The 26,198-nt window shown below is 63.6% G+C and carries 15 protein-coding genes; 7 read left to right on the forward strand and 8 right to left on the reverse strand.

Annotated features, from left to right (window positions below):
- Nucleotides 1-9: 9 nt before the first annotated feature.
- Nucleotides 10-636 (reverse strand): NYN domain-containing protein, encoded by a 627-nt coding sequence (locus YM304_RS20485; RefSeq protein WP_015443643.1) that lies wholly within the window; start codon nucleotides 634-636, stop codon nucleotides 10-12.
- Nucleotides 637-788: 152 nt separating this feature from the next.
- Between YM304_RS20485 and brxD the strand changes: the two genes are divergently transcribed.
- The 3 genes from brxD (at nucleotide 789) to YM304_RS20500 (ending at nucleotide 7,408) form a co-directional block, all read left to right on the forward strand.
- Nucleotides 789-2,111 carry a BREX system ATP-binding protein BrxD gene (gene brxD / locus YM304_RS20490; RefSeq protein WP_015443644.1) on the forward strand — a complete coding sequence of 441 codons (1,323 nt, stop codon included), beginning with the start codon at nucleotides 789-791 and terminating at the stop codon, nucleotides 2,109-2,111.
- 3 nt (nucleotides 2,112-2,114) lie between these two features.
- Nucleotides 2,115-4,223, forward strand: coding sequence for a DEAD/DEAH box helicase (locus tag YM304_RS20495; RefSeq protein WP_015443645.1), 2,109 nt, complete (start codon nucleotides 2,115-2,117; stop codon nucleotides 4,221-4,223).
- Between the two features lie 188 nt (nucleotides 4,224-4,411).
- Nucleotides 4,412-7,408 carry an AAA domain-containing protein gene (locus YM304_RS20500; protein ID WP_015443646.1) on the forward strand — a complete coding sequence of 999 codons (2,997 nt, stop codon included), beginning with the start codon at nucleotides 4,412-4,414 and terminating at the stop codon, nucleotides 7,406-7,408.
- A gap of 111 nt (nucleotides 7,409-7,519) precedes the next feature.
- Here the strand turns inward: YM304_RS20500 and YM304_RS20505 are convergent, their stop codons facing one another.
- The 3 genes from YM304_RS20505 to brig1 all read right to left on the reverse strand — a co-directional run bounded on the left by YM304_RS20505 (nucleotide 7,520) and on the right by brig1 (nucleotide 16,891).
- Nucleotides 7,520-12,256 carry a DEAD/DEAH box helicase gene (locus tag YM304_RS20505; protein WP_015443647.1) on the reverse strand — a complete coding sequence of 1,579 codons (4,737 nt, stop codon included), beginning with the start codon at nucleotides 12,254-12,256 and terminating at the stop codon, nucleotides 7,520-7,522.
- A gap of 10 nt (nucleotides 12,257-12,266) precedes the next feature.
- The gene (locus YM304_RS20510; RefSeq protein ID WP_015443648.1) at nucleotides 12,267-15,905 is read right to left on the reverse strand and encodes a hypothetical protein; all 3,639 of its coding nucleotides are present in this window, start codon (nucleotides 15,903-15,905) and stop codon (nucleotides 12,267-12,269) included.
- Nucleotides 15,906-16,051: 146 nt separating this feature from the next.
- Entirely contained in the window at nucleotides 16,052-16,891 is an 840-nt protein-coding gene (gene brig1 / locus YM304_RS20520; RefSeq protein ID WP_015443649.1) for an anti-phage DNA glycosylase Brig1, read from the reverse strand.
- 210 nt (nucleotides 16,892-17,101) lie between these two features.
- Between brig1 and YM304_RS20525 the strand changes: the two genes are divergently transcribed.
- Complete coding sequence (locus YM304_RS20525) at nucleotides 17,102-18,337, forward strand: class I SAM-dependent methyltransferase (RefSeq protein ID WP_015443650.1); 1,236 nt, start codon at nucleotides 17,102-17,104, stop codon at nucleotides 18,335-18,337.
- Nucleotides 18,338-18,942: 605 nt separating this feature from the next.
- Here YM304_RS20525 and YM304_RS20530 read toward each other — a convergent pair.
- Nucleotides 18,943-21,177: a hypothetical protein gene (locus YM304_RS20530; protein ID WP_154723579.1), complete on the reverse strand. Its 2,235-nt coding sequence runs from the start codon at nucleotides 21,175-21,177 to the stop codon at nucleotides 18,943-18,945.
- Nucleotides 21,178-22,006: 829 nt separating this feature from the next.
- Here YM304_RS20530 and YM304_RS20540 point away from each other — a divergent pair.
- Complete coding sequence (locus YM304_RS20540) at nucleotides 22,007-22,750, forward strand: hypothetical protein (RefSeq protein ID WP_041298493.1); 744 nt, start codon at nucleotides 22,007-22,009, stop codon at nucleotides 22,748-22,750.
- Nucleotides 22,751-22,762: 12 nt separating this feature from the next.
- Here YM304_RS20540 and YM304_RS20545 read toward each other — a convergent pair whose 3' ends face one another.
- The 3 genes from YM304_RS20545 to YM304_RS24940 are packed head-to-tail and all read right to left on the reverse strand — an operon-like array spanning nucleotide 22,763 to nucleotide 23,849.
- Nucleotides 22,763-23,158, reverse strand: coding sequence for a hypothetical protein (locus YM304_RS20545; protein WP_015443655.1), 396 nt, complete (start codon nucleotides 23,156-23,158; stop codon nucleotides 22,763-22,765).
- Between the two features lie 53 nt (nucleotides 23,159-23,211).
- The gene (locus YM304_RS20550) at nucleotides 23,212-23,580 is read right to left on the reverse strand and encodes a hypothetical protein (protein ID WP_041298495.1); all 369 of its coding nucleotides are present in this window, start codon (nucleotides 23,578-23,580) and stop codon (nucleotides 23,212-23,214) included.
- Nucleotides 23,580-23,849 carry a hypothetical protein gene (locus YM304_RS24940; protein WP_015443657.1) on the reverse strand — a complete coding sequence of 90 codons (270 nt, stop codon included), beginning with the start codon at nucleotides 23,847-23,849 and terminating at the stop codon, nucleotides 23,580-23,582. The genes YM304_RS20550 and YM304_RS24940 overlap by 1 nt, the downstream gene beginning before the upstream one ends.
- Nucleotides 23,850-23,889: 40 nt before the next feature.
- Between YM304_RS24940 and YM304_RS23290 the strand changes: the two genes are divergently transcribed.
- Nucleotides 23,890-25,110 (forward strand): HNH endonuclease signature motif containing protein, encoded by a 1,221-nt coding sequence (locus tag YM304_RS23290; protein WP_015443658.1) that lies wholly within the window; start codon nucleotides 23,890-23,892, stop codon nucleotides 25,108-25,110.
- A gap of 124 nt (nucleotides 25,111-25,234) precedes the next feature.
- Complete coding sequence (locus YM304_RS20560) at nucleotides 25,235-26,197, forward strand: metallophosphoesterase (protein ID WP_015443659.1); 963 nt, start codon at nucleotides 25,235-25,237, stop codon at nucleotides 26,195-26,197.
- Nucleotide 26,198 lies beyond the last annotated feature (1 nt).

The following is a 26,198-nucleotide window of genomic DNA, read 5'->3' on the forward strand; positions in this document are numbered from 1 at the left end:
GCAGCCTCTCTACGTCCACCCCTCGGGTGCATGCAACGGACGTTGCTTCCGACCTCCCCGAAAGGACTCCATCACCGGGTTCGGAAGTTGGGCCTTCCGCATCGCTACGTCGTCCATGTGCAAGAGACCATCGCAAGCACTCGCCAACTCGTCGCCCTTCCGCCGCGGAGGGGCAACATTGACCACCTCAATCCCCAAGTCCTGGACGTACCGCACCGCGGGCACGAGGTCAGAGTCTCCGGAGATCAACATCGCGCGGTCGAGCGACCCCTCCCGGGCGTCATGCGTCATCGCTATAGCGATGTTCACATCAGTGAACTGCTCCTTTGGGCGCTTCCACGAGTGCCCGCAGTCAGGACACTTCATGCTCCGCGCCATAAAGCTCCCCTCGATGATGTCCAAGCCTCCGTTCGCCCGCAGAGCACGAAGGTAATGGCTCTGCCGTTCACGGGCGTCGAGCGGAGAGTTCACCACCGCGGTGAAGTAGCGGACCGTCAACACGTCGTCGCCCACAAGACCCGATACGTAGGCCACCCAATCCAGCCAACGACAGTTGCGAAGCCCTGCGGCTTTCATCCCGTTGTACGCGTTGAAACCATCGATGTAGACCGTGGTGCGGCGCTTCGTTGTTTCCATTCGTTCAACGATGTGATTAAATGTATGTCAATCACCGCCGGACATACCGTGTTCACTCCCGGTCTGCCGGTCCAGACGGCCCTCCGCTTCGGCAGAGGGCCTGTCTCCTTTTTCGGACCAGTGCAGTCTCGTCCGTCCGGGGGTCCGGGTTGATGATCGAAATCTCGCCACAGCGCCGCACCGAAATCCTCGACGCCCTCCGCCGCGGCACCGTGCCGGCCCAAGGCCTCGATGCGCTCGCCGTCGGGCTCGATCGGTTCGTCGACACCTTCGACGAAGAACTCGATCGCGTGGCATCTGGCGCCGGAGTGTTCAAGGCAATCCGCGGTGAGTACGGCGCCGGCAAGACATTCATCACCCGATGGCTCGCCGAGCGGGCCAAAGCTCGCGGGCTCGCCACGTCGGAGGTACAGATCTCCGAGACCGACACCCCGATGCATCGCTACCAAACGATCTATCGGCGACTCGTCGAACAACTCTCCACGTCGACCGTGCGGACCGGCGGGCTCAGAACCGTCATCGACTCCTGGTTCTTCGCGCTCGAAGACGAGGTGCTCGCGGGTGGCGACGTCGACCCCAACAACGCCGAACTGTTGACCGCCCGCACCACCGAGCTCATGGAGCAACGACTCGGCTCGGTGACGCGGACAGCACCGGCATTCTCCGCGGTGCTGCGCGCCTACCTCGCTGCAACAAACGCCGACGACCGGCCGACCGCCGATGGGCTCATCGCCTGGCTCGGCGGCCAACCGCATGTCGCTGCGGCCGTCAAGAAGTCGGCCGGCGTCAAAGGCGACCTCGATCACGACGCAGCGCTGTCGTTCCTCGCAGGCCTGCTGACCATCCTGCGCGACGCCGGCTTCGGCGGGCTCGTCCTCGTCCTCGACGAAGTCGAGACGATGCAACGCATGCGTTCCGACACTCGCGACAAGGGCCTCGAAGCGCTCCGCAAGTTCATCGACGATCTGTACGAAGGCCGATTCCCCGGCTTGTACCTGGTCATCACCGGAACACCCGCGTTCTACGACGGGGCCCAAGGCGTGCAACGTCTCACCCCGCTCGCGCAACGCATGCACACCGACTTCGGAGGCGACCCGAAGTTCGACAACCCGCGGGCGGTTCAGGTTCGACTGCAAGGGTTCGACCTCGATGCACTCGTGAGTGTTGGCGCCCGAGTCCGAGACCTGTTCGCTGCCGGCGCAGCCCACCCCGAACGAGTCAACGAACTGTGCGACGACGCCTACCTCCTGGCGCTTGCCCAGGCCGTGACCGGAGAACTCGGGGCCAAGGTCGGAATCGCACCACGCCTCTACGTCAAGAAGCTCGTCGGCGAAGTGCTCGACCGGGTCGACCTGTTCGACGACTTCGACCCACGGCGCGACTACAAGCTGACCGTGGCCGACACCGAACTCACCGTCGTCGAACGAAACGCCCGGGCCGCAACATCGCCCGACGACATCGAGCTGGAGCTGTAGCCGGTGAGCGACTTCGATCGCCTCCATCCGTCCATCCGCCACCACATCGTCAACACACTCGGCTGGCCGGCGCTTCGCCCGCTGCAAGAGGAGGCCATCGCCCCCGTGCTCGACGGCGAGCACGGCATCTTCCTCGCTCCAACAGCCGGCGGCAAGACCGAGGCCGCAACATTCCCCGTGTTAACCACGGTGGCTAACAATGGCTGGAAGCCCGTCAGCGTGCTGTACCTGGCGCCGCTGCGGGCACTGCTCAACAACCTGCGTCCCCGCCTCGAGCTGTACTGCAGTTTCGTCGGGCTGCGCGTCGGGCTGTGGCACGGTGACACCACGCCCGGGGAGCGAACACGGATGATCGCCGACCCGCCCGACATCTTGCTCACCACGCCCGAATCTCTCGAGGCGATGCTCATCTCACGGCGCGTCGACCAAGACTGGCTGTTCCCGAACCTGCACACCGTCATCGTCGACGAGGTTCACGCGTTCGCCGGCGCCGACCGAGGTTGGCACCTCCGGGCGGTGCTCGAACGACTCACCCATGTCGCCGGTCGAGATCTGCAACGCATCGGGCTCTCCGCAACCGTCGGAAACCCCGACGAACTCCTCGAATGGCTGTGCGGATCGAGCACCGCGCCGCGCCGCATCGTCAATCCGCTAGCCGAAGTGCTCGCCGAACCGGAGGTGACCCTCGACTACGTCGGCACGCTCGACAATGCAGCCACGGTCATCAGCCGACTTCACCAAGGAGAGAAGCGGCTCGTCTTCGTCGACTCCCGCAAACGCGCCGAAGAGCTTGCTCTGGCGCTGCGAGCGCTCGATGTCACCACGTACCTCTCGCACGGGTCACTCGGACGGGACGAACGCCGCCGGTCGGAGGAAGCATTCGCCGAAGCCACCAACTGCGTGATCGTGGCCACCAGCACACTCGAACTCGGCATCGACGTCGGCGACCTCGACCGAGTCATTCAGATCGACAGCCCGCCGACGGTCGCCGGATTTCTCCAACGCATCGGCCGTACCGGGCGGCGACCCGGTTCGAGCCGCAATGCGCTGTTCCTCGCCACCTCACACGAGTCGCTACTCACCGCGGCCGGCCTCCTTCGGCTCTGGGCGACCGGATACGTCGAGCCCGCAACTCCACCCGAGTTCCCAGCGCACCTCCTCGTTCAGCAGTTGCTCGCGCTTACCCTGCAGGAAGCCGCTCTCGGCATCGGGGAAGCGACCTGGACCGAATGGCTCGGCGACCCGCCGGCTCTCGGTGCTGATGCAATGGCCGAGGCCCCGGCGCTGCTGAGCCACCTGAAGGAAACCGGGTGGATCCACAGCGATGATGGCGTGTTGAGCCCCGGGCAAGAAGCCGAGCGAACGGTCGGCAAGAAGAACTTCCTGGAACTGACCTCGGTGTTCGTCGCCGACCCGTTGCTCTCTGTTCGACACGGGCGAAACGAGTTGGGACAGGTGCCCGACATAGCGATCACGGCCGCGTTCTCACAGAAGAGTGGCCCGCCAGCGCTGCTGCTCGGCGGCCGGTCGTGGAAGATCAACGACGTCGACTGGAAACGAAGAATCGTCCGAGTTGAACCCACCGACCAACGATCGAGCGTCCGCTTCTCAGGAGGCGCCCAATCGCTCGGCTACGAGCTGTGCCAATCGATCGCAGCAGTGCTCGACGGCGCGTCACTCGAGCCGGCGACGCTCACTGGGCGTGCCATCGAAGCGCTCGACGACGCCCGCGGCGAGATCCCTGGCGCCCGACTCGGCCGCAGCGTGATCATCCGGAGCGGCAAGGGCCAGCGGTGGTACACGTTCGGTGGGCTCAAGGCCAACCTCGAACTCGCCGCACGTCTCACCAACCTTCGCACCCACGTCAGCCAGAAGGACAACCTCTACATCACATTGGACGACGACGTGTCGAAGGAACAGGTTCGAGCGGCGATCAGTCAGCCGACTCCACCGGAGGAACTCGCCGAGCTCGCCGGAACCGTGAGCGGGGCATTGAAACTCGAACGGGTCCTGCCACCCCAACTGGTCGAAGACATCGCAGTGCGCCGCCTTCGAGACCGGAAGTCGTGCGAGCTCATCGCCGACGCGCCCATCGACACCGCCGAAGCCTGAGGAGGGCACCGTCGACGCCGAGTTGACACCGCTGCTTGTGCCGAAATCGTCAAGATCTTCCCAAGACCTGCCGATGTTGGCTCCATGGCAGTGGTGATCGGTGATGAGGCGAACGAGACAACGCCTGCTGACGTCGCCGTGCCATTCGATGCACGGCGCTCCTGCTCGATCGAGGCGGTATCACTCGGATGAACCCACCCGCCGGATACACCTTGATTCCACGGTCGAAGTACGACGACTCCTGCAGGCGTTGTGGTTCGTTCATCCCGGCCGGATCGGCGATCTTCTGGTCCAGATCGACGCGAGAAGTGCTCGACACGCACTGTTCGCACCCGGCGACGACCAACCATGCGGAAGCAGTCGCTCCTGAAGGCGATCCAAACGCCGAGTGGCGACGACTGGTCTCCTATCTCAAACGCTGCGTCGCTCTGGAGGCGGCAGATGGGCTGGTCGACCGTTCCGACGCTCGATGGATATCGATGAAAATCGGCACCGAGACCCTCATCAGCGGTGCCGACTCCGCACTCCAAGTGTCGAAGGAACTCCGGGAGATCTCAGAGAGCCTCCGACCCGGCGAGGTCCTTCAATACGGCTGGCCAACCGTCGTGGTCATCGACAAGAGCGGCGTCCAGCGTCTCGCCCCACTACTGGTCACCGAACTCGAGGCATCGGAAGCCGATGCTTCTGCGCTGCACGCTGCCGACGATCCGTATCTCAATCCCTCACTTCTTTCGAGTAGTCGCTTCGATCCTGCTGATGTCGACGCTGTCGTCGCCGAGTTCGACGACGGGATACCCACCGATCAGCCAGACCTCCTCGCAGCGCTCCTTGACCGCACGGCCGAAGCCCTCGGGCTGCAGTCGTATGGGGTCAACCGCACTCGACTCGAAATGACCGTTCCGAACGAGGAGGGGGTCCACAACGTCGCGGTGGTCATTCGAACGCAGAACTCGGCAATCACAAGGTCGCTGCTCCAAGAACTCACGGAACTCGAAGGCCGAACCGATTGGCGTGCAACAGGCGCCGCCCACCTGTTCGAGGCATGGAGCGAGCCGGCACCGCGCGAGTACACGTCTGATCCTCCGTTACTCGCACCACTCGCGTTGAACGACTCGCAGGAAGCTCTCACTGCACGAACCGCCAGCGCTCCGATGACGGTGGCGACCGGTCCGCCAGGAACTGGCAAGAGCCAAATGGTGGTGGCAGCCGTCTCCAACTCTTGGGTTCGTAGCGAATCGACCCTGCTCGTCTCGACCAACAACGCCGCAGTGGACGTCGCCGTCGAACGCGCCGCCACGATCGCACCGCCAATGATCATGCGAACAGGGAACAAGACGTTTCGAACGGGGCTCCCGACGCTCGTGTCGAACGCGATCGAGTACTCCCGGCGCCAACACGGCGACGAAGCCACGATTCGCCGAGACCTGGCCAGCGTCATCGCCCGTCGCACCGACGCTCTGGAAAGCTTCGCTCGGCTTCGAGAGCTCGACGTCTCCTTGATCGATCGCATCGTGCAGATCGAGGGTGCATCGAGTTCGATCTGGGGTTCGACCGACGCTCCTCCTTCGGCCAGTCCAGACGTCATCGCACCGAGAGCCGAGAAGATGTTTCGCATCCGGTTCTTCCGCCGCTATCGACACCGACGGTTTCTTCAATCCCTCAACACCCAGCCGGGTGCCACCGTCGACATCGTGGCACTGTGGGCACGTCAGTCGATCGAGTTCGAGGCAGAGAGGGACGAACACGCCGAGATCTCAAGCCGTGTGGTCTCGGTGGATTTGGCCGCTCTCGACGCTGAATGGAACGAGTTGAGCACCGCACTGGTTCGTTCGCGCATCGCAGCGAGTATCGACGCGAACGATTCGAAGATCTCGCGGTTGTGCACCGCTCCAGATGGCGGGCCTGGACTGGCGAACGCCATCGGCCAATCGCTCGATGGATTGAAATCATGGGCCTGCACCGCATTGGCGCTGAAACCGAACTTTCCGCTCAAGGCCGGCTTGTTCGACCACGTGATCGTTGACGAAGCAAGCCAGTGTTCACTCGCAACGATCTTGCCAGCCGCCTATCGGGCACGACGCCTGACGATGGTTGGAGACCCCAACCAACTCAACCCCATCGTGAAGCTGAACGAGTCGTTGGGCCGAGACGTCGCCGAATCGAGTGGATTCGAACACAACGACCTCGTTCGGCGCGGCCTCGACCACCTCCACGGGTCGGCCTTCGCCGCATATGCCGAGGCTGTCGGTCCTGACGACGTTCAACTCCTCGACGAGCACTTTCGGTGCCACCCATTGATTGCACGATGGTTCAACTCCACGTTCTACGGAGGTCGCTTGACAGTGCTGACCGACCCGAGCCATTGGCCGACGGGCCAACGTGGGCTTCAGTGGATCGACACGTGCGGCACGGTCGAACGACCAAACCAAGGAAGCCTCATCAATCGATCTGAAGCTGAGCAGGTCGTGGAGCAACTCGACGAACTCCTCGATGGCTCATCCACGGTCGGCGTGGTGACCCCCTTCGCCGCCCAGGCGAGGCTGATCGAGAGTCTCGCCCACAAGCGGCTCGACCGCGAACGTCTCGCGGAAGCCGACTTCACCGTGGGAACCGCACATCGGTTCCAGGGCAGCGAACGCGACGTCGTCGTATTCTCCACAGTCATCGCACCGGGAGCTCCTCCGCGCAGCGCCCGCTGGGTCGAGCGGGAGCGCAATCTGCTGAATGTGGCTGCGAGTCGTGCACGCAGAGCCCTTGTCGTCTTCGGCCATCCAACTGCCGCAGACGAACACAACCCGACGCTCTCATCGTTGCGACGTGCAGCGATCGACGGGCCCCCAACGCAGGACGCGTCCTGGGCACTGCATAGCGAATCGGAGGCTCGCCTCTACGACGCGCTACATCAGGCCGGCCTCGCTCCTGCGGTCAAACCGTACGAAGAAGGTTTCGAACTCGATTTCGCCATTATCACTCCGTCGATCAAACTCAACATCGAGGTTGACGGATCGCAGCATCGCGATAAACGCGGACGCCAACGACGCAGAGACATCGCACGCGACCGGATTCTCTCAGAGCTCGGCTGGACGGTTCTCCGATACTCCTCGTGGGAGTGCATGAAGACACCCGACGTTGTGGCGAATGACATCGCCCTCCACATCAGAACCGAGTCGTTGGGAAGATGGTAACGATGCGACCGAGTCCGGCGCTACGTCGGCACCCGTTCCTGAGCAGCCGGCGGAGAATGGCGCGTCCCTGCTGGGACATCAGCGAGTAGAAGCGAAGCTGCCGACCTGCCCCTAGTGAGAGATGCGGGGGCTCGCCGCGTCGGCGAACTGGCTCAACACGTCGATGGCAGCTTGCCGGACGAGGAGGTCGTGTTGGTGCTGATTCTGATAGCTCCGCAAGCATCCGTAGCAGGAGGTTTCAGCACCGCAGGTGCAACTCGAAGCCCGTTCGAGAGCGATTCTGACGAACTCCTCAAGGTTCTCACGAAGAAAGCGGGTGTGCCCGGCACCACCTGGCACGTCGTCAAAGATCACGCCAACAAGGTCACCGTGCGGGCCCACGGAGAGGCTGCCACCGATGTCACCGTTGGCGATACCGAGTGCTGGCGCTGCGCCAATGAGCGCGTGCAACGCACTGAGCGCCGCCTGCTCAGGCGTCCAGGGGAGCCCCGCGAACGGAAGGTGTAGCTCGATGACGTTCGTGATGAATCGATGCCCGAGATCGACCGGGCGCAGACTCCCTTCGCACTGCACATCGCCACTCCACGGCTTCGCGTGCTTCGGTGGTGGGCCACTTCTGCGCGTGCGACGCTGTTCGTTGGGATTCGTGGCGTAACCACACCAGCTGCAGTACGAGAAACCTCGTCCGGACTTCCCGCGATTGAACACTGTGATCCAACCACGACGACTCGACCGCAATGCGAGGTCTCGTCCACCCACCGTTTCGATCTCGATCTCCGGAGGGGGACCGTCGAACTCAGCGAAGTGGGTCTCCAGATGCCCCTCGCGCGGCGGCCGGCTGTCGCCTGGCTTCTCGTCACAGAGATCGCCGACGAACCCGAACAGCGGAATGATGAATCGACCACGTTTCCCCCGTGCGAAATCTTCGCTCTTGCAGTGCTCGCAGGGTTCCTTGAACACCTCAGCGGGGTCTGTGCCAGCGATCGTGATCTGCGTTCTCAGCACGCCGCATCCATCGCAGATGCCCCATTCATAGAGCGGAAGATCTCGCCCTTGCACCTGCTTGATGCCTTTCGACTCCCAGAGGCGGTTCGATGCGACGACCTTCGCGCCAGGCGCATAGTCGAGAATCCCCAAACGAAGATCTCGGCTCAGGTCGATCGCGCTCGAACTCGCAGACCGAGAAACGTCGAGTTCGACCACGTCGACCGGAAATCCGTACTTCGGAAGAACTCCGCGCTGCGCCAGCTTGTTGAGAAGGAGCTGACGGTCGAGCGTGGTCCGTGTCCGCTTGAACGCCTGCGCGCGGCGATAGTTCTTCGCTTCCGACGCCTCAGCTTCGAGTTCGGTGAGTTCCTCGTGATCTCGACGAGCACCGCGAACGAGCAGAGCGAGCCAGCCTCCGAAGCCCTCGCTGTTCGGCTCATGGAGGCGCTCGACCCAGTCCCACGTACGAAGGCCGATCGACTCGGCCGCAAGAACTGGGACAAGGCGTTCGAGAGCGTCGCGAAGCGATTGCGGATGGCTGCGCAGCCATTCGCTGAATCCATCGGCCACCGAATCTGGATCGCCTTCGAGGAAATCGAACATGCTCTTCACGATCGATCCACCACGGTCGACCCGGGCTCGGTCGTACTCCGCCCAGGCAACAGCGTGAACATGTCGGCGCACGATCGCCTCGTTGTCGGAGACGACGATGGGCGGGCTGATCACGCCATCGACCATCTTCTCGGGGTTGTCGTAGTAGCTGCGATCGTGGTTCCGCCGCTGCGCGAATGTGACAACGAGCGCCGCGCTTCCGAGCCGTCGCCCGGCCCGACCAGCACGCTGCACATAGTTCGCTGGGGACGGCGGAACGTTCTTCATCAGGACCGCCTGGACCTCTCCGACGTCGACGCCCAGCTCGAAGGTCGTCGAGCAGCTCAGAGCGTTCAGCTCCCCGCGCGTGAACTGCTCTTGCAGAATGGCCGCCTGGTCCGATGCGAGTTGCCCGGTGTGTTCCTCGATTGCCAACGGGAGAGGGCTCAGTCGTTGATATAGCGACGAGTAGTGGTTCACATCATGCGCAGTGTTTGGACTGAGCCTGCCGTTGCATCGGAACGTGGGGCAGACGTCGCTGACCGACGTCCATGTGATCTGTTGACAGACCGAACAGGTGAATGCCACTGCACCGTCTTCGGCTGTCCTGAAGACGAACCGTTCGTGGTTGAGCACGAAGACGGTGCCCCATTGTTTGTGGGTGGTCGGGAGTACGAGGTCGGCGAGCGGGCCGGCCGGTTCGGTGATGTCGTCCCAGATCGCTTCGAGCGCTGACAGCGGATCGACATCAACGGATCGAGCCTTGAAGAGCTTTTCGAGATAGTCGAGTCGGCGATTTCTTCCGCGTCCTGGAGTCCAAGCGAGCACACCCGGTTCCGATTTCGAACCTCTCATCGCGGTCGTGGTGTTCCGAGGCCCGAACCGCGGGTCTTCCTTGACATCGACGTTGTCGGGGACCGAGACGGCTGCGCCGTGACGCAGACTGTCGAGCAGCACTCGCGTCACTGCGAGCGCCTCCTCCTCGTTGAAGCCGGCCGCGGTGAGAACGCTCGGCGGGTCGAACGCTCGCGGGAGTTTTGGCGCAATTTCCGCTAGGCCGAGACCATCGAGACTCTGTCGTCGATCAGTGGACAGGATCTCGGCGAGAATCCAGCTCGACACGGTGGCGGCGTTCCCTCGCCCCGCTTCGTCATCGAGCAGGCCCGCTCGTTCCGCATCCCGTCGCAGTGGTTGGACGAGATCGTTGAACAAGAACGGCTCAGGATCCGCGCTCAGCCGCTGCCAGATCATGTGTCGCTCGACCGCCCGGTTGTAGGTGCGTCGGAGGTACGGAGCGAAGAAGGCGGCGTCCTGGCGACTGTCCGAGAACATCAGCAACTTGCGACCGGCCGCCGAAATCCGGCGGCCCTGCTCTGTGACGGGGGGAAGGCACTGGTACAGGCTGGTCGCGACGACCGCGACGGGTGCTTCAGAACCCGACAGGAACCGCTGGACGACGCCGGTCGGGGATTGGCGTTCGCAGGCGACGCAACGCTTGAGGACCTCACCCGCGCTGTCTTTGCCCGCCTGGGTGACGACGACGAAGCGTGGCTCGTCGCAATCGCACCCTTTTCCATCGCCGAGGCGGCCGCAAGAAACACACAACGAACCGCTACGAGCACCGATGTCGCCACTGCTGGACAAGGCCTCCTCGTCCTCGTCGAAGTCCATCTCGCTCAACGTGAGTTCGTCGATCAGAAGGTGTACGAGTTCACGTTGAAACGACGGAGCGGAGACGAACTGGTTCCCCTCGAGCGCTCCGACCAAGTAGTGCTGTCGACAATGCCGGCACACGCCGATCTCGAACATCTGCGAAGTTCGACCCACGCCGTCGCACGACGGACATCGTTCGTGGCGGTCGAGGAGCAACCGGCTGGTGGTGGCGTCGTGGTCAGGGTGGAAACACGCAAACGATCCTTCCGAGGCTCGAAGCCACAAGTGATAGCGCGCAGGGATCAGCGGCGCCGACGACTCGTCCTCCTTGGCGGCGATACACAAGTCAATGAGTTCGGTGGTGGCACGCTGGGGCGAGGCGAATCCGGTCAGCACACCCGCGAGTTCGTCGAGGTCGGCACTGCCGTTCTCGAGCGCTCGTTGCAACTCGACCACATGTGCTTCGCGATGAAGTAGTTCAAACAGTGCGCGGCTCACCGTGGCTGCGTGAGTCGTCCGTTCACACGACTCCGCGAGTCGGCTTGGAGCTTCGCCCTCGAGCCACGCTTGGTGCAAACGGCTCAACTGACTCTCGGTCATCTCCCACGTGGCGTCACTGCGGCGTAGTGACTGCCGCTGGGGATGGACCACGTTCGCCGCGTCGAACTTCTCGTCGAACAACGCGTTTGCGAAGTTCGCAACATTGTCAGAATCGGCCACCCCGCGTCCCAGGGTTGCTGATGTTCCAAAGCACATAAGCGAACCTCGACGGCTTTCGTTGACTCGATCTCTGACCCTCCGGAGCAGCATGGAGATCTCTGCTCCCTTCGCGCCGTCGTAGACGTGCACCTCGTCGAGCACCAAGAACTTCCAGTGGCGCCCGGTCGGCCCGTCGAAGAGCGTGCTGTCCTGAGGCCGCAGGAGTAGGTACTCGAGCATCGCGAAGTTGGTGAGCAGCACATGCGGAGGTCGCGTCTGCATGGTCTCCCGGTCGATGAGTTCGCCCGGTATCGGGTCGGCGCCCACCTGCTGGCGGTGTCGCTCCAGCGCGTCACTGCGGCGGTGCTTGGTTTCTCCGGTGTACCGACCGAACGTGATGTCGGGGAATGGCGCGAACATCGACCGGATTCGCTTCATCTGGTCGTTCGCCAAGGCGTTCATGGGGTACAGCAGCAGCGCTCGAACGCCCGGTTTCGAGATCGTGCCGGCGGCCCGCTCTTCGAGCAAGTGATTCAGAATCGGAAGCAAATAGCACTCGGTCTTACCGCTGCCCGTGCCGGTCGCGATGACGAGATTGTTGCCGGCACTCGACTGGCGGATGGCATTCTCCTGATGGGCATACAGCGCTCGCCTCGGCGGAAATGACTCCGGATCGAGCTGCAAGATCGCTGGGTTGAGTACCTGCTCGGCGACGAGGTCGGCAAGCGATGCGCCAGGGGTGTAAGGAGGCGTCGCTTGGACGATCGGACCTTTCCTCGTCCGACCAGGAAGCGAGAGCTGCGCCTCGAACTCCTGACGGAGTGACGTGTCGGCAGGAGCGAACGCTGTGGACAGGTAGGAGCGGTAGTCGGCGTCGATTCGCTCCGACGCCGCGAGCGGGTCAAGAATCTTCTTCACGTTGTGGTCCTCATCCTCTGGTGATCAGGTGTAGCGCGATCCCGACGATCGCTGCATTTCTCGCAGCCGCAGGATTCGCCCGAAGCGCAGCGAGCACCATGCGCCGGGCCTCCACGGCGAGAATGTCGTCTGCGAGCATTCGCTCCGTTGCGAGAGCGACGTTGATGAACGCCGTGTCGACGCCGTGCGACAGCAACCTCTCTCTCGCCACGCCGACGAGAGGATGGCTGTGAGGCGGGCCTGCGGCATACGTCCACGTCTGAGATGTGATCTCCAGGCCATCCGACTGCTGTAGGGCCCATGACACGAAGGTCCCCAGCGTGGAGGCCGTGGGCTCGAACGGGGCCGCCGCGGGCCACCCGACCGGCGCCCACTCATGGGGAGTCCGTGGGGCGAGACAAACGTAGAGCAGGCGCCGGTCTCTCAACTCGTGGAGCCGGGCCTGAGAGACTCCGAGCCACGAGAAGAGGAACAGAGACGGCGCTGTCGCGGCGGCAACGAGATTCATGATCGCAGGGTCTTCGATCCGATCGGCGAGGCGAACAAGCGCTGCCGCTGCTGCCTGCTCATCCTCGAAGAGCGCTTCGATCAGATCGTCGAACGCAGCACCCGCCGTGATCGAGTCGACGATTCGGTCGACAAGCTGGTCAGTCATCGCCGTCGCCAGTTCACTCAGCGTCTCGACGCGTTGTGGCTTGCCTGCAGACCCCGGTCCAGAGCTGACGTCCAAGGCCAGATCCGAGCGCGGTCGCCGCGGCGCAGACAGGTCCCCGGTGACGAGCTCCGGAGTCAGACAGCCAGCGAGATCCGTGGGCAACTCGGCCACGTACATATCGTCATCCTGCGTCAGCTTGAGCACGGCAACTGCTCGATTCCGTCGGAGAAGACGAACGCTCGGGGGCCGCACCGGACGGTCCGGGAGTAGTTGGATCATTCGTCCATCGATGTCAAGAACGCACTCATCCAAGCTTGCGAGCTCGTCGAGTTCCTCCTCGTCATCACCCGCGTCGGCGCTCTCCACCGCTGCGAGCGCCTCGGTGCTGGAATCGATCGCTTCGAGCGAGTTTCGGCGACGTACAACCTCCGTCAGGAACGCACCCGCACCGATGACGACGACCTGGTCGATCTCGGCCGCCTGGGTAACAGCGGCAGCTGAAGTCTCGTCCCCCGCCGCGAGTCGCACACAGTGGTAGAGCACCGTCGCCGGAAACAACAACTCAGGTGCGTCCGAGGCCGTCGGGAGACACGCTTCGACCCAGCCCCTGTGTGCCCAGGATTGGGTCGCTGCAGAGGAGATCGTGTTGCCGACCAGCCACTCTCTGAGCACCCGAGCTTCGCGATCAGACATCCGCAGGATTCGACGGTGGTGACTCACGGCCCAGATGGCAAGGGACCGTCCAAGGTCACTCCTCTCCACGAAGTCACGCAGGCGAATACCGTTCATGTTCCAGGCCTGCCGAGCAGCTTCGTTCAGCTCTGTCCATTCAGCCGAGCCAGCATCGGTCGACACTTGATCGGGTTGCGACCGTGAGACTTCGCCGAGAGCTCGAAGAAACATCGAGAATCCGGCCGCACCCTCGACCAGGAACTCGACCGCCATGCTGTGGTCGCCGAGGCCAGCCTCGATCGCTGCTCGACGTCGCGCCTCCTGGCGTTCTCGGACCGGAGGCGCAGGTGCGAGCGGAAACTGTCTGGCTGCAACTGCAGCGGACGCTGGTCGATCACCACACTCGATGGCCGTCATGCGCTGACCGTCGAGATCGAGATCGAGTGTCACATACGAGGTGTGCTGATGCCGCAAGGTGTCTCGGAATACAGCGAGATCGACCGAGACGTTGTGGTGGACGTCATGAATGGCGCTCGTCTTTCGCGCTGGGGTCCGTTGCACTTCGTCGCCGTCGACGCTCAAGATCAGCGAAACCGTTGCAGGCGTATTCAGCCGCACAAGCAGCTCGATACGACCGGCCGTAAGACTGTCGACATTCGTACGGATGAGTCCCGGTGCAAGTTCGAGTCGCCGATGAGCATCCGACCGAATACCCCACTGGACCCGGGGCACACGAGCCGACACGACACCGAACTTCAAACCGTTGACTGACAACGGAACCATGCTCACCTCGCGCTGCACGGGGATGGTTCCGCTCTGGTCCAACACCCCCTCGTCGGCGGCGATCTCGATGACCGACTCCTGATCCGGCCGCAAGAACTGCCGGTCGACGTCGACGATCAGGCCGGGAACGACAGTGACGTGTTCAACCAGGGTCTCCCCCGCCCCACGAACTTCTAGGCGACCGGAATGGGCACCCGCCGGAAACACGCTCGACATCGAGACGACGCCGTCGGCGCCCACCACCAGCGTGGCTCTGTTGATCGTTCCATCGTCGGCCGAATAGCGGACCTGGATCGCTTCGTTCGCTGAGTGAGGTGCCCTGATCGAGGGGTTGGACGCGAACACGTGGCGACCGTCAGCGCCGATGGCGTCGAGGACGACCTCGCCAGCCAGTTCCGGCGCCACCCGAACATTGACCTGTCGCCGCACGACCGGCTCGCCACCAGCTCGAGGGGCGACGAGGAGTTCTGTCACGCCGACGAGATCGATGCGCACGGCATGATGCTTGCTCCAGCTCCCGCTGAGCGGGACGCCCTCTTCAATCACACGGATTGGCTGGCCCGTGGGGTCACAGACGCCGAATCCGAGGGGCAGCAAGACAACGCAGTCGGTGGGGACAAGTTCGCCAACTTTCAGGGGGCGACCGTCCGCATGGAAGAACCAGGCGGGCGCCGGTTTCCAGAGCTCGAATCGCCGATCACGCGCCTCTGTCTCTGCCCGATCGGTCGGTGTCAGCTCGACGGGTTCAGTCCCCGATGTGCGTACCTCCTTGCCACCGATTCGAATGCGCCAATACGTATCGGGATCGTTGATCGTGATCTCGGGACCGAAGCCGGTCCAGTACTCGAACCACACTTCGGGCGGCCGAATCCGTTTGAGCTTGGTGCGCTCAGCTGGTCGTTCGTTCAATGCTTGTCGAATGTGGTGGGGCAGTGCACCGAGCGCCGCACCCGACGGGTCTTCGATGTACTCGAAGACCGTCTCGATGAGGGACTCCGCATATTCCGGAGCCCACTGGATGAGGCGGCTCGCTGGTCGTCCGAGGTCCTTGACGAGATAGGGGTCACGCTCGAGCCGACCTCGAGCTTCAGACGCATCAACGACGCCGCGCCGTAGCGACATCTCGAGCCGCTCGACAAGCGTTCGCGCCTTCGACGACGGGATCGCTCCATGAATCAAGAGCGGAGCGACGTAGCGACGAGCATTGGCCATCGTGGTTTCGTCTTGGAACGTGCGTAGACCAAGATTGACGAGTGCTCGGAGGAATGCAGCACCCGCCAGCGAAGTGTTCCCGACGACACCGAGCTCTGACCAGATCGAGTTCCTTTGGTAGCGCTCTGGACCGCGCAAAGCAAAGTAGGCGACAAGCGTCGCCGGTCGGCGACGCCCGAACTCGGTGATGGTGTCACTGTTGCTGGCTTCGCGCACCTGCTGCTCCGCCGCATCGAGCATCTCCGACGGGATCGCCGCATCACAAACGAGATCGACATCGCGCAGTAACCGTCTGAGTTGACCTTCAAGGTCGATGGCGCCCACCATTGACCTCACAATGCCACTTCTCTGAACGGGCTCGCAAAGTCGAGAGCGCTCACATGGTGCACGCCGACACCCGGGCATGCACTGGATCAGCGCCGACCTTCACCGCAGTTCCGTTTCCGCGCATGCAGCGGTCCGAGCGCCGCTCGCTACGTGGCGGTATATCGACCTACCGCAGCACGCAGTAGATCCGTTTCGTCGGCGTTCGGTGGGCCGGCACTTCCCATGTGCTTCTCCGCGATGACTGTCACCCCGGTCTGTTCGTCGCGCAGCACCAGCACGGCTCGTGACTCGACGGCCGATCCGTAGTCTTCTCCACCCGGGCCCAGGCGTGCCACCACCCGAAGACCAAGACCGTGCTCGAGCACGTCGAACCAGGCGGCTCCGAACGCAAAGACCGGCGCGTCGAGTTCTGCAATGGGTTCCCACACCCACTCACGCACGTACGCAGCCGGCGGCCGCATGGCGCCCTTCACCGCCTTGCTGTGCCACGGATACAACTCGAAGCCGACCATCGCGCTCGCAGGAAGGGTGGGTTCACCAACCCAACGCCTCAGAAACTTCAGCCGGCTCCGATGATGCCGATTGGGCCCGACCACTTCGACCCACGGGTCGCGCAGGTACGCCCAACTCGACGCCCAGTCGCTGTACGAGCCGAATCCACGGATCTCGTCGGCGAACACACCGTCGCGGCCTTGGAACTCGAGGACGGCTTCGCCGGGATTGAGCGCGAGAAACACGCCACGGACATCGCCTCGAAGATCACCGAGGTACGGCTCGGGCAGCGCGTCCCACTCGACCGCGCCCGTTCCCGTCCCCTGGTAACTCTCCGCCCAACGCTCCAGATCAGGCGGCACGGCCCCGCCACCGGAGAGGAATCGTTCGATGTACTGGTTCCACCCAGCCTGAATGCGCTCGACCGCTGAACCGAACGGTTGCCGGTTGTCCGCAGTGGCGGGCGATGTCGCCCGGTCGTCGTGCCAGCTCATCACCCCATCAATACCATGATCGAACGGCGCCCGATTTATCTGTCACCAGCATCGTGCCGGTCGGACTGCGATGCACCGTCAGTCGCACGACTCACGCCCCCGCCGATCGCTACGCTGCCGCGACAGTGCTCTGGCCACTCGAACCCGCCCATCATCGTCACGAGCGAAGCTTGGTTCGACCGCCACATCCCTAACGAGAGGAGCTGGAGCATGGGTAAACAGGCACGAAAGAAGCGACAGCAGGACCCGATCGGGCGTCTGCGATCTGACGCTGAGCGGGCAGCACGCTCCTACCTATCCGGACTCGCCATCAATCACCGGATGACCGCACCCCAGTTCTGGGCCCAGCTCGAGCAATCGCTCGGCAAGCGGTTTGCTGACGACTTCGAGGCTGCCATCGAGCGCCGGGAGCAGGACGAGTCTGACGCTGCCGTCTACGACCTCATGTATCGCGACGTCGAGACCGTCAAGAGGACCGCGCCCATCCTCAATCCGATGGCATTCGACTGGCTCACCCACTTCGCCGCTGCCAAAGTCCCCGAGGGGGATATTGTCGATCTGGGCAGCGGCGCAGGTCTCCTGACCTGCTTCTACGCGATGCGGCGGCCTGCATCGCAGGTCGTCGGAATCGAGTTGAACGCAGCCGGAGTCGATCGCGGACGAGAACTGGCCCGCGAAATGGGGCTCACCAACGTTGCGTTCGAGCAGGGCGATCTCCGAGATGTCGATCTCGGAAGGCGATTCGATTGCGCCGTGTCGACGCTCGCGCTGACAGAGGTCGACTTCAGTCGCAGTACCGATCAGGAGAGCTTCGACTTCAGCACGCTCGCGCGGGGGAGACGTCGATTCGAATCCGAGACAAGCGATCTCGCTGGTGTGGCGAGTCGCCACCTCACAGACGAAGGTGCGTACCTCTCCTTCGAACGCCTGCCCCGGTTCGATGACTTCGCCGGTTGGGTCGGAGCACAGCAGAGGCATGGCCTTGGGATCGAGCTCGGCAGCGCCGGCCGTATTGTCTGGCAGGATCCGATGGTGGGGCGCCAGTCGAGTCAGGCGCTCGTGGCGAGGCCGAGTGCTCGAGCATGTGCGCTCACGCAACTCGAGGATTGGTACCTCAGCGAAATCCCCACGGAGGAGTTCGAATGTGAGGTCCGGCTCAATCGGTCGCAAGAGATCGCCTTTCACGCTGGCACTCACCTCGAGGTGAGTGATCAGTTCGGCAGTGGCGCAACAAGGATCTACCGGTTGCAGGACCGCTCCGATGAGGTGATCTACCTCACGACAAGCCGGGGGTTCCGACAGGAGATTGCACGCGTTTCCGCAAGCTCCGGCGGGTTGCGCGACGACTTCGAAGCAATGATCGACAACTTCACCCAGGACCCCGAGGTGACGAGCAGCCGACCTCTCGAGGAGAACGACCTCCTACAGGACCTCGACCGTACCTGAAGGCGGCCATCGCTGATCACCGCTCGGATGATCCGCCCGGCGATTGCCGATGTTGCAGACTCTGAGTCCGTAGGGGGCGTAGGAACACTTCCTCTAGGCCGTCTCCGCACGCTCCACGAACGAACACAAGGCTGCGCTCCGGCGCATGTCCTCCACGTCCCCGGCGCGGGCGTCAAGCAGCCGATCGGTGCACGCCGATCCGCTAGGTGTGATGACCGGGGACGTTGTCCCTTGAGCGTTGACATCGGTGTTGACCATCCAAGTGCGCCGTGTGCTCGGTGGTGATTGTAGAAGTGGACGAAGTGCTCGTAGTGATCTGAGCGTTCACGGCGAGCGTCCAGGAACCGCTCGTGAGTAGTGACTGCTCCTCACCGGTTCAGGAGATCGTGGTCTCGCGAGACCCACTCGGCAAGGAATCGATCGACACAGATTGTCCGGCACGTGGCCAGGATCTGCGGCTACCGGCCGATGGTTCGCCACTACGTGGGACAAATCAAGGACGCCGTTCCGCATTTGAGTGCCCTCAACGCCAAGCGAGATCAGTTCTCGGAGAATCGATCACCAACGGGCGCTGGCTCACCGTCCGTTCCTACGAACAAGTCGACTCAGGTCGACCAGAATCGCGCGCGTTCCTCAGCGTCGATCTGAGCGATCAGATCGAGGAGTTCCTGTTCGCCGCGCGCTTCGAGCCGGCCGACCACCTGCTGCCGAGACGGCATCGAGGCCCCACCCAAGCCCAGCGCCGCGCCGAGCCATTGCTCGAGGCTCGAATTCGTCTCACTCTGGCCTGCCAGCTGCCTCAGCTGCGCCTCTGGCCCCCGGCCAACGAGGGCGGCGGACCTGACGACACGAACGTCGAGGGTCGACGGCGTTGCTCGGCGAACGAGGAGTCGGTCTCCTTCGACAAGTCTGTGCTCGTCGGCCACCCACTTCAAGGATCCGATATAGGGCCTCATCGACCAGCCAAATCGAGTCGGCCGATCCCCCGTCATCATCGAACCTTCTCGTCCGGGCGAAACACCGAGGTGCACTGCGAACGCTTCCGGGATAGCCCGCCCGCTGCCGCGGAGCAGATCGCTGTCCACGACGGTCGACCACGCCCACACGCCGTCGATGACGTAGCAACCACCGGTCAGCTCGAGACTGACGTCAGGAACGTAGGGATCGTCTTCCGGGCGGACCCGAACGACTCCGCCATCGGCGATGAAGGCAGGGTGCATCGTTGCGTACATGTTGATCGAGTTCATCGACACGCCGTAGGCCTCGTGCAACGAATGCGCGAGTCGACCGATCTCCTGCGACCCTCCGCTCAGCTCGTCGAGCATGTGCTCCACGATGCTCCGATACTCCTCGCCATCGGAGTTGGCAAGGCCCCAACGATCCTTGCCCAGTCGCTTCGTATAGCTCGATTCGTGGAGATGATTCCTGACCGATCGCTCACTGTCCGCCCCGATGGCGTCGACCAACTCGGTGACCGAGTGCGGGCGACCTGTCGCGGCCAACACTCCACCGATCTTGTCTTCGAGGAATCGCCACCTCACCACGTGCGAGCCGAGCACTCGGAACTTCGGAGCCTCCATCGTCAACGACTCAGCACTCGTCCGACTCAAGCCCATCGATTCCAGCTCGTCGAGCAGCGCGTCGAGTGGAGCGGCGTATCCGTCGGCAGTTTGTTCGAAGGCAGCCAAGACGATCCCGTCGAGATCGCCAGGGAGAGACTCGTCAATGAACCATTGGTCGACCAATACGAACGGCCCCGAGAGATAGGCGAACAACTCGTCGACGAGATCACCCTCGGCGACCGGTTGAAACTCGGGAGGCGCGACCCGAGCAGGAAACGCCGTTCCCAGCTCTTCTCGCAGGGTCCGCGCATGCGCCGTGACGCTCTCGAAGGCGGGCGTACGCAGCGCCGAATCGAGTCGCTCCTTGATCCGGCTCTCCATTCTTCTGATCGCTTCGCCGGTCACTGCATGGCGCTCCCCGAGCTCGGCCAACGTGGGGACGCGCCTGACGCCCTTCGCCAGCAGCCTCTCGAGAATGTCCTCCTCCCGGCCGGTGAACTGCCCCACCAACAACCGGGCCGCCTCGATCGGATCGAATCGCGACCGCAGCTCGGAGCTCGTCAGCACCGCCAGATCGACGTAGTCGAGGAAGTCGACCGCCGAGGCAACCTCGAGCGGAGCATCTGGACGACGAGCGAGCTCAGACGCCGCACCCATACCCGTTCGCACCCCATTGGCGAGCGCCCATGCCGCAACGACCGAGGCGGCACGGGCGAACTCACTGCTGTCTTCATCGGTCGACACATCCGAACTCGCGCTCGACATGTCGCTGACGAAATCGAGCAACACCGAGACTTTCTGGGTCCCGACCCCTTGCCAGTTCGAAATGCTCGCCGGTGTCGAATCGCATAGCTCTTCCCATGTCGGTGCGTACTTCTGCACCGCCCGTCGACAGAGACTGGGGAGTAGCGGTGGATCGATCAGGCCACTCAGCTCTTGCAGGCTCGGATAGGTGTCTCCGAGCCGCACATCGTCGGCCGCAGCCAGCTCTTCGTCGCCGTGGGGTGCTGCGGCGAACATCAGGATCTGCGTGGCCCGTCGCGAACCGACACCACGCCAGTCGAACACCTCTCGCGGCGTCACCGCTCGCAGCTGTTCCCAGGAAGGAGCATTCGTGCTGACCGCAAGCCGACAGGACGTCGGAATCGCCGACTCTCTGATCCTCCCGGAGAGATGCTGGAGCCCAGAAATCTGCTTGCCGAGCGGTACGTGCTCGTCGAGCGTCTGAATATCCACCTGGGCTGCGCCGAGTCCATCGATTTCCGTCGCGCCATTCATCGGCGACATGGTTACTACACCCACCACGTCAGATGACGACCTCGATGGTCGAGTTCACGGCGGTCCTTCACCTACTCGACACCAAGCGAAGGACACGATCACCTCTCGGCCGCGACGACCTTGAAATGCAGATTGACCCGCGTGCGATTCGCCGACACGCCCACTATTCATGGGCCTTTGCGTGCGAACGCGAGATGAAAGAGGAGGAATGGGAGCGGATCCTGTGGGCCGCTGACGAACTGGGCGTCGGGATCGTCACATTCTCGCGATCTCACGTGTGGGGCGACTACACGACTCACCTTCGAGCGAAAGCAGCGCCCGCGAGATCGATCATCCGCCGGGCCTTTCTGGACGATGCCGGCCTCCCAACCGACCTCTGCCGCCAACGGTAGGGCTTACGCCCGGCGAGACTCACGTGTCAGTCCTGCCGTCTCATCCAGTCGAGAGCCGCTGCCGCATCCGACTCCGAGATCTTGGTCCGAACATCTGGGGCTGTGTTGACGATGTACCGAGCGAACTCGAACCGCTCCCCGTCGGACTCCAGCGCGTCCCGACCCGACTCGTCCTCGCCCAACATCGAACCCATCTCAACCATGTCTCAGACTGAGTTCTCCGAGTGGTTTCCAGCGGCGGGTTTCTCACAATCCTCTGCACCGAGGTCCGATACTCGATGGCCGGGCGGCGACGGTCACCGAAGTGGTGCCGTCGACTTCAGGGTCCGGTCTTCGGTATGGTCCCGCTCGCAGCGCGATGATGGGCGGACTAGCAAAGCTGCGGAATGGTCGTCGCAACCACGTGATCTCCGATGTTCCCCGAAAGGTGGCCCGTCATGAACGTCCCTGAGTACGTGGCCGACATGATCCGCACGCCGGCACCCGAAGGGGTGGGCGTCCTGGCCGGATCGACGCCCGTGGTCAGTTTCGGCGACGCCTCCACAGCTCGCGTCGCAACGCTCGGTATCAATCCGTCGTGGGCCGAGTTCGCGAACCAGAAGGGCGTGCTGCTGACCGGTGCCGAACGTCGCCTCGCCACGCTCGAGTCCGTGGGTGCCGCGAGCTCGACGGAGATGAACGACGAGCAGGTCGAGGAGGTCGTCCGCGACTGCTACGGCTACTTCCAACGGCGCCCGTTCGGTTGGTTCAGCAAGCTCGAGGATCTCATCCATCCGGGCCTCGGAGCGAGCTACTACGACGGCACGGCCTGCCACCTCGACCTGTCGCCCCGAGCGACCGACCCGATCTGGGGTGGGCTGACCTCTGCCCAGAAGACCGCCCTGCTCGACGAAGGCGCCGAGTTCCTCAGCCGGCAACTCCGCTCGGAATCGATCCGAACCGTCTACGTGAACGGAGCAAGCATGTGGGAGCAACTCCGCGCGCTCGGACTCACCGACTTCGAGGACGTGGGAGTCGGCCACTTCTCCGACGCCGACAGGACGTACAAGCTCCGAATCGGCGAGGGAGACGGAGTCCGCTACGTGGGCACCTCGATGAACCGTCAGGCCGCCCGCGGATTCCGCTCCGAAGACCGCCAGCCACTCATCGATTGGCTCAGTCAGGTCGCTCGACAGCGCTGACGTCGGTGCCCGTCAGACGACCTGCGCTGATCGCACCTCATCGATGAGATAGCAGTACCACCCAGGCGTCGCAGTTCCGTCGGTGGTGAACACCACCTTGTTGAACCGGCCTCGGGCGTTCGAGACCACCTGCCAGTCGTGGTCTGCGCCTCGCTCCGCAACGGCACGCAGATACTCGACCACCGCTTCACGTTTGGTGTCGGCGTTCAGCACCGCCGTGTGCCCACCGCCGAGATCGATGCGCAGCAGCGGTCGCCGGCCGAACCCCTCGATGTCGCCGATGGTGGGAGCCGCCGGGCCGGCCATCCAGTCTGAGAGCAGGGCAGCCAGCTCATTCTTCGACCCGAGCGTCTGGGCTTCCAAGAACTGCTCGCCGCCACCAGATTCGCCACCTGAAATACCGTCCATACTGCGACTCTATGCGGATCCTGCGTCAGACGCCCCGAGCCGATCGCTCCTGTTCAACCGGGGATCGGGTCGCCCGACACGACCTGTTCGAGCAGTTCGGGTAGGTCGATCACGACGGCCGGCACCGGCTCGAACCCGTCGACCGGAACGAGTTGCAACGGCACCTTGGGTCGGACGACCAGCACGTGGGTCGCCTGCTTCGCAGCGTTGTCGACGACCGTCTCGAACACCCGCTTGACGAACGTGACGTTGCGTGCCTTGGCCTGTGCCGCCGCAGCCACCGCCACCGCCTGGTGAAGCGGAATGGCCTCAGGTGTCTCCGGATCGTTCAGGAAGTCGAGGCGGACGTACTTCCGAATCAGCTTCGCGTCGACGGGCAACCGGCCGAACAAGTCACCGGTGTCGATCCAACCCTCGGGCATCACAGCCCACCGCTCTCGTCGTCGTCACCGATTTCAGGTGGTGCGTCGTCCATCGAGCGCGCACCGGGCAGCGCACTCACCACCAGTGCGTCTCGGCGCGCGGCGACCATCAGTTCCGCCGACTTCTTCGACCGCCGCAGCATCAGACCGACACTAGGAGTTCGCTCAGGCCGCTCCGGCCACCGGTCGAGATCGATCGGCCGAGAGACGACCGAACGAGCCGACGCAACAGAGATATTCTTCGAGATCTTTCTGATTGTTGCTCGCATCGTCCCAACTCTGAGGCACCCCTGTCGTACACTTGTTCGTATGACAGGTTCGTTGATCGCCGAGTGTGTGGAGGAGCTCGACCGGCTCGCCGACCCCACACCCGCGGTCACCGCCGCCACCCGCGCAATACGCGCGCAGCGGGCCGAGCAACTCGACGAAGTCGACGCCATCGTTCGGCGCGGCGAGTTCTACACACTCGGCTACCGCTCGGCCACCGACTGGCTCTACCAAACCACCGGCGAAGGCATCGGCCACTGCAAAGTCACCCTGCAACTGGCCGAACGCATCCAACACATGCCACTCATCAAGACGGCATTCGCCGCCGGACACATCCCCGAAACCAACCTGCGCTCACTCGCCGACGCCTGGACGTTGGATGTGGCCGACGTGTTCGAACGCGACGAGACGATGCTGCGGTCATGGGCGGTCGACCTGCCGCACAAGGACTTCCGCTTCGTGCTCGACACCTGGCGCATGCGCGCGGATCCCGACCGTGAAGAACGCACCAGCCAAGAGCAGTTCGACTCACGCGCTCTGCACTTGTCGAGCCTGCTCGACGGGATGGGACGCCTCGACGGCACCCTCGACCCCGAAGCACTCGCCTTGGTTCGCGAAGCGATCCGCGCGTTGTCCCAGCCGTCGGACGGTGAGACCCGCACGGCGAGCCAACGCCGCGCCGACGCCCTCACCGAAATGGCGCGCATCGCACTCGCGAACCTCGAGATCGTTCCCGGCAAGAAGCGCCGCAAGCCCAAAGTCATCGCCACCATCGCCTACAACGACCTCAACGATGGCACCGGTGGCGGGGTGATCGACACCGACCTGGATACGACCGTCGTGCCGGCCGAAACGATCCGGCGGATGGCGTGTGACTGCAACGTGCACCGCTACATCACCAACCCGCTCGGCACCGTCATCGACTACGGACGTTCCCAACGAGTCGTCAGCGACCCGCTGTTCGACACGCTGCTCGTTCGTGACCACGGCTGCCGGTGGCCCGGCTGCTCGATTCCCGCCGGCTCCTGCGACGCCCACCACGCCCAACACTGGCTCGACGGCGGTGACACAGAGCCCGACAACCTGGTGCTGCTCTGCTGGTTCCACCATCATCTCCTCCACGAGCAGCACTGGAGTATCGAGCCCCTCGGGGGCGGTCACTTCACCTTGAACTCACCACACGGCACGTCGCAGATACTGCGACCACCCCTGGTCGGCCTCGCCCCACCGACCCAACCGACGCTGCCACTCCCGCCAGCCTGACCGCAGCTGCTCGGCGCCACCACGTGAGCGCTGGCCGTCTCGATCGTCCGACCGCACCTCACTGCGCGCTGCACTCGACTCCGCCACCTCGCGGCCTGACTGCACAGGCAGGCATACTCCGACCGTGACGGGATACGACATCATCGGAGACGTGCACGGGTGTGCCGACAAGCTCGAGACCTTGCTGAAGCAGCTCGGTTACGAGAACCGCAACGGCGCGTACCGGCACGCCGAACGGCAGGCGGTGTTCGTCGGCGACCTCATCGATCGCGGTCTGTTTCAACTCGAATCGGTGGCGATTCCTCGGGCGATGGTCGACCACGGCACCGCGCACATGGTCATCGGCAATCACGAGTTCAACGCGGTCGCCTTCGCCACGCGCAACGCCGACGACACCGACTGGTGCCGCCCGCACACCCCGAAGAACCGAAACCAGCACCAGGCCTTCGTCGATGCCATCGAGTTCGGGTCGACGACACATCGCAGCCTCCTCGACTGGTTCATGTCGCTCCCGCTCTGGCTCGACCTCGAACAGAACGGCAACCGGGTCCGCGTCGTCCACGCCTGCTGGCACGACGAATCGATCCAGCACCTCCGCTCGCTCGTCGGACCCGACGACAACCTGACCGACGAGATCGTCCGCGCCGGCACCGACAAGCAGAGTGAGACCTACCACGCGATCGAGACCGTGCTCAAGGGTCCCGAGATCGCCATGGAGGGCTACACCTACATCGACAAAGACGGCCACGAGCGCGATCAGGGTCGCGCCGAATGGTGGAAGACCGAGGCGACGACACTGCGCGACCTCGTCCGCATCGACTCGAAATGGAAGCTCTCCGACGGGGACGGCAACGCCGCCGACCGACTGCCGGCCACGCCGCTGTCTGACATCGCTCACTCGACGCCGACCTACCCGGCCGACGCCCCACCCGTCCTGTTCGGCCACTACTGGTTCAACGGCAGGCCAAAACGGTGCAGTCCGACCACCGCCTGCGTCGACTACAGCGCCGTGAACGGCGGACCGCTGGTCGCCTACCGGTGGAGCGGCGAGGCCGAACTCGACGACGACAAGTTCGAAGCCGTCTGAG

Source organism: Ilumatobacter coccineus YM16-304, assembly GCF_000348785.1.
Lineage (GTDB): Bacteria > Actinomycetota > Acidimicrobiia > Acidimicrobiales > Ilumatobacteraceae > Ilumatobacter_A > Ilumatobacter_A coccineus.